Annotated in this window: 11 protein-coding genes and 1 tRNA gene; 10 read left to right on the top strand and 2 right to left on the bottom strand. The window is 67.2% G+C overall.

All coding sequences use genetic code 11. The features are described 5' to 3' along the window. The first annotated feature begins 1 nt into the window (after position 1). From ACEE23_RS01075 to ACEE23_RS01030, 10 genes are all read left to right on the top strand, one after another. Positions 2 to 77, top strand: a tRNA-Gly gene (locus ACEE23_RS01075). A gap of 227 nt (positions 78 to 304) precedes the next feature. After that, a complete protein-coding gene (locus tag ACEE23_RS01070) occupies positions 305 to 862 on the top strand; it encodes a copper resistance CopC family protein (RefSeq protein WP_368519216.1) in 558 nt (185 codons plus the stop codon). 15 nt (positions 863 to 877) lie between these two features. Continuing rightward, positions 878 to 1564 carry a copper chaperone PCu(A)C gene (locus tag ACEE23_RS01065; RefSeq protein ID WP_448871114.1) on the top strand — a complete coding sequence of 229 codons (687 nt, stop codon included), beginning with the start codon at positions 878 to 880 and terminating at the stop codon, positions 1562 to 1564. A 19-nt stretch (positions 1565 to 1583) separates the two neighbouring features. Next, complete coding sequence (locus ACEE23_RS01060; RefSeq protein WP_448871116.1) at positions 1584 to 2837, top strand: Dyp-type peroxidase; 1254 nt, start codon at positions 1584 to 1586, stop codon at positions 2835 to 2837. A 72-nt stretch (positions 2838 to 2909) separates the two neighbouring features. Beyond that, the gene (gene thrS, locus ACEE23_RS01055) at positions 2910 to 4967 is read left to right on the top strand and encodes a threonine--tRNA ligase (RefSeq protein ID WP_448871118.1); all 2058 of its coding nucleotides are present in this window, start codon (positions 2910 to 2912) and stop codon (positions 4965 to 4967) included. Beyond that, positions 4960 to 5535, top strand: a complete 576-nt coding sequence (locus ACEE23_RS01050; RefSeq protein ID WP_368519220.1) for an HIT family protein — start codon at positions 4960 to 4962, stop codon at positions 5533 to 5535. Before thrS ends, ACEE23_RS01050 begins: the two co-directional genes overlap by 8 nt. Next, positions 5528 to 6145 carry a phosphatidylinositol phosphate synthase gene (gene pgsA / locus ACEE23_RS01045; RefSeq protein ID WP_368519221.1) on the top strand — a complete coding sequence of 206 codons (618 nt, stop codon included), beginning with the start codon at positions 5528 to 5530 and terminating at the stop codon, positions 6143 to 6145. The genes ACEE23_RS01050 and pgsA overlap by 8 nt, the downstream gene beginning before the upstream one ends. Before the next feature lie 15 nt (positions 6146 to 6160). Further along, positions 6161 to 7087 carry a phosphatidylinositol mannoside acyltransferase gene (locus tag ACEE23_RS01040; RefSeq protein WP_448871121.1) on the top strand — a complete coding sequence of 309 codons (927 nt, stop codon included), beginning with the start codon at positions 6161 to 6163 and terminating at the stop codon, positions 7085 to 7087. Positions 7088 to 7092: 5 nt separating this feature from the next. Further along, positions 7093 to 8196, top strand: a complete 1104-nt coding sequence (locus tag ACEE23_RS01035; protein WP_448871123.1) for a glycosyltransferase family 4 protein — start codon at positions 7093 to 7095, stop codon at positions 8194 to 8196. Further along, a complete protein-coding gene (locus ACEE23_RS01030; protein ID WP_448871125.1) occupies positions 8197 to 8652 on the top strand; it encodes a hypothetical protein in 456 nt (151 codons plus the stop codon). It begins immediately after the preceding gene. Here the strand turns inward: ACEE23_RS01030 and ACEE23_RS01025 are convergent. Together ACEE23_RS01025 and ACEE23_RS01020 are read right to left on the bottom strand one after the other, a co-directional pair. Continuing rightward, positions 8569 to 9882 (bottom strand): DUF2029 domain-containing protein, encoded by a 1314-nt coding sequence (locus tag ACEE23_RS01025; RefSeq protein ID WP_448871127.1) that lies wholly within the window; start codon positions 9880 to 9882, stop codon positions 8569 to 8571. The two genes, ACEE23_RS01030 and ACEE23_RS01025, sit on opposite strands and share 84 nt — an antisense overlap. Before the next feature lie 102 nt (positions 9883 to 9984). After that, complete coding sequence (locus ACEE23_RS01020) at positions 9985 to 10464, bottom strand: DUF3817 domain-containing protein (protein ID WP_368533934.1); 480 nt, start codon at positions 10462 to 10464, stop codon at positions 9985 to 9987. Positions 10465 to 10606 lie beyond the last annotated feature (142 nt).

The following is a 10606-nucleotide window of genomic DNA, read 5'->3' as shown; positions in this document are numbered from 1 at the left end:
TGCGGATGTAGCGCAGTTGGTAGCGCATCACCTTGCCAAGGTGAGGGTCGCGAGTTCGAGTCTCGTCATCCGCTCCATTTTTCGACGCCGTCCCCGTTGGGGGCGGCGTTTTGTATCTTCGCGCTCGGGTGGGGGACAATCGGGGCACAACTAGTAGCAGTGAGATCTGCGCCATTGTTGGGAACTACTTCCAGCAATGGGGCGACTAGTCGGATACGCGTCGCGCAGCGCGGCGGCAAGCCCGCGGTGTGTGCCGCTGCGACCTTGGAACGACCAGGCGAGTCCTCGCCGTAAGGAGCAGTACATGTTTTCATTTTCCCCGCGCACTGCAGGCGCCGCGGTGGCAGCCGGGGCCCTCGGCCTGTCCGCGTGGGCAGCGCCGGTAGCCCTGGCTCACGATGCCGTCATCGGCGGCACCGTCACCGAAGGTCAGGTCCTCGACGAATTCCCCGAGACCATCACCCTGGAATTCTCCGGAATCCCGCGGGAGGGCTTCAACAACTTCGCCGTGACCAACGAGGAAACCGGGGACGTACTGTTTTCTGCCGAGCCTAAGCTCGACGATCGCAACCTGACCATCGAGACCCCGGACGACGTCGACCCGGGTCCCGGTGACTACCAGGTCGGCTTCCAGATCACCTCTTCGGACGGGCACGCCACCCGCGGGGGAGTCAGCTTCACCGTGGCCGGCGATGACGACTCCAGCGTCGCCGTCGACGAGTCCGCCGTCCCCGAGCCCGGCGAAGAGATCGGCGGCGCCGATGGCCCGCTGAAGTGGATCCTCGCCGTCGGCGGCGTGTTGGTGCTGGCCGCCGTCGTCGTGCTGGTTCTGGCCAAGCGTCGGCCCATTGATGAACAGTAAACAAAGGAATCTGTCATGAAATACCCCCGTCTTGTAGTCTCCGCTGTAGCCGCCTCGGCCCTGTCCCTGGCGGCCTGCTCCCCGAGCGAAGAGCCCGCGGACCAGAACGACACGCAGACCACCACCTCCGCCGAGTCGGAGCAGGCCGCCGAAACGGACGTCACCTTTGAAGGCGGCGTCGTGCGCGCGATGGCCGAGGATTCGGACATGACCGCCATCTTCGGCACCCTGGTCAACCACACCGACTCCGACCTGGAGGTGGAGTCGTTTAGCACCAGCATCGAAGCGGAGATGACCCAGCTGCACGAGACTGTCGATGGCCAGATGTCCGAGATGACCGAACCGCTGACCATTCCGGCCGGCGGCGAGGCCACCCTGGAGCCGGGCGGCGACCACCTGATGCTGATGGGTGTGAAGGAGCCGGTCATGGCCGGCGAGTCTGTGACGATTACGCTGCACCTGACCGACGGCAAGACCATCGACCTGGGCGAGGTGCCGGTGCGCAGCATCGGCGCCGGCGACGAGGACTACGGCGACCTGGGCTCCACCGATCACAGCAACCACGGCGACCCGGGTGACCACGCCGAGGACACCGACCACGGCGATCACAGCGATCACGCCGAGCACAACAAGCACGGCGACCACGCCGATCACGGTGATCACGGCGACCACGCCGATCACGAAGGCCACAGCGGCCACTAGGGGAAGGTAAGCGAAAGCCATGACGGGACTTAATCGCCGGCACTTCCTGCAGGGCGCGGGCGCGGTGGGGGCGGCATCGTTCGCCTTGAGCGCGTGCAGCCAGGCGGAGGAAAAGGACGCGATTGAGCAGGCCAGCCAGTCCGAGCCGCTGGCGGAGGCGATCGTTGCCTTTGACGGCGAGCACCAGGCGGGCGTGGACACGGACATGCAGGCCCACCTGAACTTGGTGGGCTTTGACCTGAAGCCGGGCATCGGCAAGCGGGGCTTTCGCAACCTGATGAGCCTGTGGACGGAGGACGCCCGGGCGCTGTGCACGGGCGAGACCCCGCTGGGCTCCCTGGAGCCGGAGATGGTGGACGTGCCCGCCAACCTCACCATCACCTGCGGCTGGGGCGAGCCGGTTTTCGACAAGCTCGACGCCGCGGACCTGAAGCCGGAGTGGCTGCGGGACATCAAGCCCTTCTCGCGGGACCAGCTCAGCGACAAATGGGGCCAGACCGACGTCGTGCTGCAGATCTGCTGCGACGACGCGGTGATGGCCTCCCACGCCATGCGGCACATGATCCGCGCCGGTACCGATTACGCCAAGGTCACGTGGCTGCAGCAGGGCTTCGCCAACTCCTTCGGCTCCCTGCCGCAGGGCGCGACCCACCGCAACCTGTTCGGCCAGCTCGACGGCACGGTTAACCCGCGCGGCGAGGAAGAATACGACGAACAGGTCTGGATTGATGAGGGCCCCGACTGGGCCCAGGGCGGGACCTGCATGGTGGTGCGCCGCATCCGTATGAACTTGGACACGTGGGAAAAGCTAGACCGGGCCACGCGGGAGAACTCCGTGGGGCGCAAGCTTTCCAACGGCGCGCCGCTGACGGGCGAGGAGGAGCTGGACGAGGCGGATTACTCGGCCACCGACAAATACGGCCTGCCGGTCATCGATCCGAACTCCCACATGGCCCGGGCCCGGCCGCCGGCCGACCACCCCGAGCAAAAGCTCAAGCGGCGCCCGTACAGCTACGACCTGATGCCGGACTACGCCGAATCCCAGGAAGAAGACCTCATCCAGCTGTCCAACGCGGGCCTGGTCTTCATCTGCTTCCAGAAGGACCCGACGCGCCAGTTCGAACCCATCCAGGCCCGCCTGGACGAGGCCGATCACCTCAACACCTGGATTAGCCACATCGGCTCCGCGGTCTATTTCGTCCCACCCGGGACCAGCAGCGGCGGCACGGGCTCGGCCTTTTGGGGATCCGCACTGCTGGACGCGGTAAGATAAGCCCCGGAATAATAAACCGCGGGCCGCGGCCAGGTATGCTGCTGCCCGCATGAGCGCAAAGGAGCGCACCAAATGGCGGAAGCTATTCCTGCAGTCCCCGTGAACTACGAGTCCTTCGTCTGCCCGGCGGGCACTGCCGTCGGGGCAGCGATGCGCGAGCTGGACTTGCCGAACAAGGGCCCGGAGGCCGTCGTGGTTGTGCGCGACGCCGAGGGCAACCTCAAGGACCTGTCGCACGTCCCGGAGACCGACCAGACCTTTACCCCCGTCGCCGCCAGCGAGGAGGAGGGCCGCGCGGTGGTCCGCCACTCCTGCGCCCACGTGCTGGCCCAGGCCGTCCAAGCGGAGTTCCCGGGCACCAAGCTGGGCATCGGTCCGGCCATTGAGAACGGCTTCTACTACGACTTCCAGACCGAAGAGCCCTTCACCCCGGAGGACCTCAAGGCCATCGAGAAGCGCATGAAGAAGATCATCAAGACCGGCCAGCGCTTTGCCCGCGGGGTCTACGAGAGCCCGGAGCAGGCCGCCGAGGCGCTCGCCGACGAGCCCTTCAAGCTGGAGCTCATCCAGGACAAGGGCAACGTCGACCCGGATTCGGACGAGGCCGCCGAGGTCGGCGCCGGCGACCTGACCTTCTACGACAACGTCAACCCGCGCACCAACGAGGTCGAGTGGTTCGACCTGTGCCGCGGCCCGCACCTGCCGACCACCAAGTACATCCCGGCGTTCGCGCTGACCCGCTCCTCGGCCGCCTACTGGCGCGGCGACCAGTCCAAGGCCGGCCTGCAGCGCATCTACGGCACCGCCTTCGAGTCCAAGGAGGCCCTGGAGGCCTACCAGACGCTGATGGCCGAGGCCGAAAAGCGCGACCACCGCCGCTTGGGCGCGGAGCTGGACCTGTTCAGCTTCCCGGATGAGATCGGCTCCGGCTTCCCGGTCTTCCACCCGAACGGCGGCATCGTGCGCATGGAGATGGAAAACCACTCCCGCCGCCGCCACCTGGCGGACGGCTACTCCTTCGTCAACACCCCGCACATCACCAAGGGCGACTTGTTCAAGAAGTCCGGCCACCTGGACTTCTACGCGGACGGTATGTTCCCGCCCATGCAGCTGGACGGCGAGTACGACGCGGAGGGCAACTGCACCAAGCAGCCGCAGGATTACTACGCCAAGCCGATGAACTGCCCGTTCCACAACCTGATCTTCGCCTCTCGCGGGCGCTCCTACCGCGAGCTGCCGCTGCGCCTGTTCGAGTTCGGCACGGTCTACCGCTACGAGAAGTCCGGCGTGGTCCACGGCTTGACCCGGGCGCGCGGCTTCACGCAGGACGATGCCCACATCTACTGCACCGAGGACCAGCTCGAGAACGAGCTGACCAAGGTGCTGGAGTTCATCATCTCCCTGCTGCAGGACTACGGCCTGGACGACTTCTACCTGGAGCTGTCCACCAAGGACCCGAACAAGTTTGTCGGCTCGGACGAGATCTGGGAGCGCTCCACCAGCATCCTGGAGCGCGTGGCCACCAAGTCCGGCCTCGAGCTGGTCCCGGACCCGGCGGGCGCGGCCTTCTACGGCCCGAAGATTTCGGTCCAGGCGCGCGACGCCATCGGCCGCACCTGGCAGATGTCCACCGTGCAGCTGGACTTCAACCTGCCGGAGCGCTTCGAGCTGGAATACACCGCCCCGGACGGCTCCAAGCAGCGCCCGATCATGATCCACCGCGCGCTGTTCGGCTCCATCGAACGCTTCTTCGGCGTCCTGCTGGAGCACTACGCCGGCGCCTTCCCGGCCTGGCTGGCCCCGCAGCAGGTCATCGGCATCCCGGTGGCGGACGAATTCGTCTCCTACCTGGAGGACGTCACCGCGAAGCTGCGCTCCCGCGGCATCCGCGCCGACGTGGATACCTCCGACGACCGCATGCAGAAGAAGATCCGCAACCACACCACGGGCAAGGTTCCGTTCATGCTGCTGGCCGGCGGCCGCGACGTCGAGGCCGGGGCGGTCTCCTTCCGCTTCCTCGACGGCTCCCAGGTCAACGGCGTGCCGGTCGACGAGGCCGTCGAGCTCATCGACAAGTGGGTGACCCAGCGGGTCAACGACCAGCCGAGCGAGGACAACCTCCGTGGCTAGTGGCCAAAACGCGGAATCCGCACAGCCCGAACCCGGCGCCTACGTCGACGCCGGGGCGGGTGAGCCAGACCGCCTTGAGCGGCTCTGGGCCCCGTACCGCATGGCCTATATCCAGAAGCGGTCGAAGGACCCGTTCGTCGAAGCCCCGCAGGGCAGCGACGAGGACGGGCTCATCATCGCCCGCGGTAGGCAGGTCTACGCGCTGCTGAACCTCTTCCCTTACAACGCGGGACACCTCATGGTGGTGCCTTACCGCAAGGAGTCCCAGCTGGAAAACCTCACCGAGTCCGAGACCGCGGAGATGATGGCCTTTGTGAAAAAAGCAATTCGCGTCCTCAAGCGGGTGTCGCGTCCGGAGGCGGTCAACGTGGGGCTTAACCTAGGTAAGGCTTCCGGCGGCTCGGTGGGAGACCACCTGCACATGCACGTCGTGCCGCGGTGGCCGGGAGATAGCAATTTTATGACTATCCTGGATGGGGTTAAAGTACTGCCACAGCTGTTGCAGGAGACGCGTCGTCTTTTGGCCGCAGCGTGGCAGGACATAGACGAGGAGGATTCGCGTGCTTAGTGTGCACGGCAGGAAACCAGCCGCGGTAGTGGTGGAACCGGTAGCCAAGGCGGCTCTGAAGGTCGGGCTGACCCCGAATGCAGTGACCGCGGTCGGCGCCATCGTGACCATCGCCATCTCGGTGCTGTTGATCCCCTCCGGGCACCTGGTCTGGGCGGCGGTGCTGTCCGGGCTTTTCGCCGCCTTCGACATGATCGACGGGACCATGGCCCGCATCCGCGGCGGGGGCACGCCGTTTGGCGCGACGCTGGACGCCTCCTGCGACCGTGTGACCGACGGCGCGCTTTTCGCGGCCATTATCTGGTACCTGGTCTATACCGTCGACGCCCACCCGTCCACCGTGGCGGCCGGGCTCATCGTCCTGGTCTCCTCGCAGGTCATCTCCTACGTCAAGGCCCGCGGCGAGGCCTCCGGGCTGCGCATGGTCGGCGGGCTGATTGAGCGGCCCGAGCGGCTCATCATCGGCCTAGTCGGCGTGGGGCTGGAGGGCTTCGGCGTGCCCAACGCGTTGGCTATCGCCCTGTGGATCCTAGCCGTCGGCTCGGTGTTTACCATCTACCAGCGGCTCATCATGGCCATGAAGCAGGACAAGGTAGCCGACCGAGCTTAACTTTAAGGGGCAGCAATGGCGCGGTTTCTCGCACGCGATATCGATTTCTCGGCGCTCGGGTATCTGGCCGGCTGGCGGGTAGTCCGCTGGCTGCCGGAGTCCTGGGCCTCCTGGCTCTTCGACCGGATCGCGGACCTGGCCTGCGACCACGGGCGGGGCATGGACCAGCTGCGCCGCAACCTGGCCCGCGTCGTGGGGCCTGAAAACGTCACGCGCGAACTGGTGCGCGCGTCGATGCGCTCGTATATGCGCTACTGGAAAGAGGCCTTCCGCCTGCCGTCCATCCATGACGACCCGGGCCTGCACGCGGCCCTGCAGCGCGACCTGGTCGGCCGCGAACACCTGGAGGAGAGCCTGGCTCGCGGGCGCGGCGTCATCCTGGCGTTGCCGCACTCGGGGAACTGGGACATGGCCGGGGTCTGCCTGGTGGGCATGCACGGCCAGTTCACCACCGTGGCCGAGCGCCTGCGCCCCGAGGTGCTTTTCGATGCCTTCGTGGACTACCGCGAGTCCCTAGGCTTCGAGGTCCTGCCGCTGACCGGGGGAGCCCAGCCGCCCTTTGGCCGGCTGAAGGAGGTGCTGGCCGCAGGGGGCATCGTCTGCCTGCTGGCCGAGCGGGACCTGTCGCGCACCGGCGTGCCGGTCGATTTCTTCGGGGAGACGGCGAATATGGCCGCCGGCCCGGCCCTGCTGGCCGCGCAGACCGGCGCGCGCCTGCACGTGGTGCACCCCTGGTTCACCGAGGATGGCTGGGGCCTGTCCTGCGCGCCGGCACTGGAAGTGACCGACGTGGCGGAAACGACCCAGCGGATGGCGGACGGTTTCGCTGAAAATATCGCGGCACACCCGGCCGACTGGCACATGCTGCAACCGCAGTGGAACGTTGATGTCGAGCGGCGGCGGGCCGAACGCGCCCACAAGGCCGAGAAGAAGGGGAGCTAGCGCCCATGCGGATTGGTATCGTGTGCCCCTATTCCTTCGACGAGCCGGGCGGAGTTCAAGCGCACATCCTTGACCTAGCGACGGTCTACCTGGAACAAGGGCACTACGTGCGCGTTATCGGGCCGGCGGACGAGGAGACCGAGCTGCCGTATTTCGTGGTCAAGGGCGGGCGTTCTATCCCCATCGCCTATAACGGCTCCGTGGCCCGCCTGGCCGTGGGACCGCAGGTCTTTCGGCGGCTGCGGGAGTTCATCACCGAAGGTGATTTCGACGTCCTGCACATCCACGAGCCGAATTCACCGAGCTATTCCATGGTGGCGCTCTACCTCGCCACCGGGCCCATCGTGGCGACCTACCACGCCTCGGCCGCCAACTCGACCATCCTGACCCTGGCCAAGCCCGTCCTAGCGCCGATCCTGGAGAAGGTCCGCGGCGGGATCGCGGTCTCCGAGATGGCGCGGCGCTGGCAGGTCGAGCAGCTCGGCGGCGACCCCGTGCTCATCCCCAACGGGGTGGACACGTCGGTCTACGCGCGCTCCCGCCAGGCGCAGGAGGACGCGGAGCGGACAGACCCGCGCCCCGAGATCGTTTTCCTGGGCCGGCTGGACGAGCCGCGCAAGGGCCTGGACATCCTCTTAGAAGCCTTACCTCTGGTCCACCACGAGGTGCGGGTGACCGTGATGGGCGGGGGACGGGCCCGCGAGGTCGACGGGGTGGACTTCGTCGGCCGCGTCAGCGACGCCGAAAAGGCCGAGATCCTCGGCCGGGCGGATATCTACGTCGCGCCGAATACCGGCGGCGAGTCCTTCGGCATCGTGCTGGTGGAGGCCATGGCGGCCGGCTGCGCGGTCGTCGCCAGCGACCTCGAGGCCTTCGCGGCGGTCTGCGACGTGGAATCGGACGATCCCGCCGGCCTGCTCTTTAGCAACGGGGATGCCGCCGCGCTGGCCCGGCAGCTCAACCACGTGCTGGACAACCCAGAGCTGCGCGCCAAGCTGACGGCCGCCGGCACCCGCCGGGCGCAGACCTACGACTGGGATCACGTGGCCGCCCAGGTGATGGCGGTCTATGAAACCGTCCAAGACGGATCGAAAGTGCAGGTGAAATAAATGGGTACCGCGCTGATCGTGGTCGCCGCCGTGGTGGTGACCGTGGTGATGCTCTGGGCTTATTTCACGGCCCAGCGGCTCAACACGCTGCACATCCGCACGGACGCCGCCCTGGCGCAGCTGCAGGCGGCGCTGGATAGGCGCGCGGCGGTGGCGGCCGCGTTGGAGCCGCGGCTGGCGGAGGCCAGCGCGCAGGCCGAGGCGACCGCCCTGGTGCCGGGCCAGTTCACCCAGCGCAGCGACCTCGAGCACCGGTTGGGCGAGGAGATCCGCCGCCTGTGCGATCCGGCGCCGGCGCAGCTGGTCGACGCCGAGGTGCGCGTCCAGCTGGCCCACCGCTTCTACAACGAGGCCGTGGCGGACACCCGCGCGCTACGCCTGCGCCCCCTCGTGCGCACCTTCCGGCTGGGCGGCACCGCCCGGCTGCCCGAGTTCTTTGATCTCACGGCGTTCTAGCCCCTGGGCGCGCAGCTCCAGTACCCACCACACCAGCGCGAGCACGAACATGACCACGACCAGCGCGTTGCGTGCGACCAACGCGGCCACGGGGGCCAGCTGCTCGCCGACGAAATTCCAGAGGTAGTCGTAGCCGAAGGGGTAGATATAGGTCCCCAGGCCGGCGCAGACCACGGTCATCACGCCCAGGGCCGCCACCGCCTTGCGGCGCGCGCTTCCCGGCGCCGTCGTGCGTAGGGCGACCGCGACGAGCGGGCCGAACCAGATGATGTACTGCGGGGAGAAGACCTTGTTGGTCACGATAAGGCCCAGCACGACGACGGCGGCCCAGGAGATGGTGGTCTGCGGGCTCCAGCCGCCCCAGATGAAGCGGTAGAGCGCCCAGAGCAGCGCGAAGGCGATAACGATGCCCATCGCCCAGGCCGTGGCCTGCACCGCGCCGTCGGTGCCCGCGCCGGTGATCTCGAAGGACTTCGACGGCGCCATGCCAATCTCGTAGGCCGCCGGGTGCCGGTAGGCGTCCCACATAAAGGGCGTGGCCGCGACCGACTCGATCTGCAGGCCGCGGACGTTTTGGTAGTCCAGGGGACTGGTCAGGCGCTCCCACCCGCCCGCGAGCAGTGTGATGCCGGCGAAGGCCACCAGGGACACCCCGAAGCTCAGCACCCGCAGCCAGGCGCGGGCGCTGGAAAAGCGCCCGACCAACCCGGCGGCGAGTACGCCCGGCCACAGCTTCATCGCGCAGGCCAGGGCGATAAGGCTGGAGGAGAGCACGGGCCAACGGTGAATGACCAGCGCGGCAAAGCCGACGGCCAGCCCGGGGAAGATGTCCAGGCGCATGAGGAAGACGTGGCCGGCGGCCAGCCCGAACAGCACCCAGAACCAGGCGGCGGCAAAGGCGGTCGGGCGTGTGTCGTGGCGGTGGAGCAGGGCGGCGAGGAAGGCGGCGTCGCAGGCCAGGCAGAAAAGGGCGAAGACGAACATGAAGGCCATGATCTCGCTGCCGCCCAGCCAGGCGGCCAGGTAGGTCGGCCAGGTCCCGGCGTGCGGGTATTCGGTCATATCCTGCGGGTTCGAGCCGAAAATGGCCGCGTGGTAGTAGAAAAGATCGCCCCGCGGCTCGTGGTTGAGCTTGATGAGCACAGCCAGGCACAGGCGCGCGATGGCCCAGCCGACCCACACGACCGGGACGCGGCGGAGTCCACCGCGTGCCCGCAGGAGCTTAGTCATTATTCAAAAGTCTTTTCATCATCACAACACGGACAGAAACTGGCGCCAACGAGCGCCGGGCTACGGCGAGCCAAAGCGCTCGCGCAGCTGGAAGGAAGGGCCTTAAGAACCGCTGATGATTCCTTCGACATCGACGGGCGGGCCCAGCGTCACGAGGACCCCAAATACGATAGCAATAACCACTACCGCCAACAGGATAGAGCGCACGGGGTGGCGCACCGCTTGCGCCAACAGCGCGTCGGCGGGCCCGGCGGGGGTAGCCGCGCTGTCCGTGTCACGGTAGCGCCATCCGCCGGCCACCAGGCCGCGGCGGGCCGTCCAGAGGGCGAAGGGCAGGGCGGCGAAGGGGATGGCGGAAACGGCCAGGCCCAGGACGCCGACGCCCAGGGGCCACCGGTTGTTGATCCAGATCAGGCAGGTCATGACCAGGAAGCTCAAGAAACCGAAGCCATGGATGCTGCCGGCGACCGGGACGACGGCCTCGGTCATACCGGAGTATTTCAGGGCCATGCCCACCAACAACAGGGTCCAGGTAAACATCTCGAGCACGGCGGCGGACAGGTGTAGTTTCTGGGGAGTCATCGCCCGACCATCTTACGGAGGCTCGCCCCACGGGGTAAGGTGGGCAGCCGTATATGTGGTGGGCGTCATAGTTCCCGGACTGGCCCGGGCGCTAGCTCGCGCGCACTGGCGCGGCGCCCGCCTGCCAGAAGAAGGGAGTTTA

This window comes from Corynebacterium sp. 32222D000AT (assembly GCF_053546955.1).
This window is presented reverse-complemented; position numbering and strand designations above follow the sequence as displayed.

Bases quoted from the DNA above. Each gene is read 5' to 3' on its own strand.
- ACEE23_RS01070 (WP_368519216.1), top strand. From the start codon at position 305: ATGTTTTCATTTTCCCCGCGCACTGCAGGCGCCGCGGTGGCAGCCGGG.
- ACEE23_RS01065 (WP_448871114.1), top strand. From the start codon at position 878: ATGAAATACCCCCGTCTTGTAGTCTCCGCTGTAGCCGCCTCGGCCCTG.
- ACEE23_RS01060 (WP_448871116.1), top strand. From the start codon at position 1,584: ATGACGGGACTTAATCGCCGGCACTTCCTGCAGGGCGCGGGCGCGGTG.
- thrS (WP_448871118.1), top strand. From the start codon at position 2,910: ATGGCGGAAGCTATTCCTGCAGTCCCCGTGAACTACGAGTCCTTCGTC.
- ACEE23_RS01040 (WP_448871121.1), top strand. From the start codon at position 6,161: ATGGCGCGGTTTCTCGCACGCGATATCGATTTCTCGGCGCTCGGGTAT.
- ACEE23_RS01035 (WP_448871123.1), top strand. From the start codon at position 7,093: ATGCGGATTGGTATCGTGTGCCCCTATTCCTTCGACGAGCCGGGCGGA.
- ACEE23_RS01030 (WP_448871125.1), top strand. From the start codon at position 8,197: ATGGGTACCGCGCTGATCGTGGTCGCCGCCGTGGTGGTGACCGTGGTG.
- ACEE23_RS01025 (WP_448871127.1), bottom strand. From the start codon at position 9,882: ATGACTAAGCTCCTGCGGGCACGCGGTGGACTCCGCCGCGTCCCGGTC.
- ACEE23_RS01020 (WP_368533934.1), bottom strand. From the start codon at position 10,464: ATGACTCCCCAGAAACTACACCTGTCCGCCGCCGTGCTCGAGATGTTT.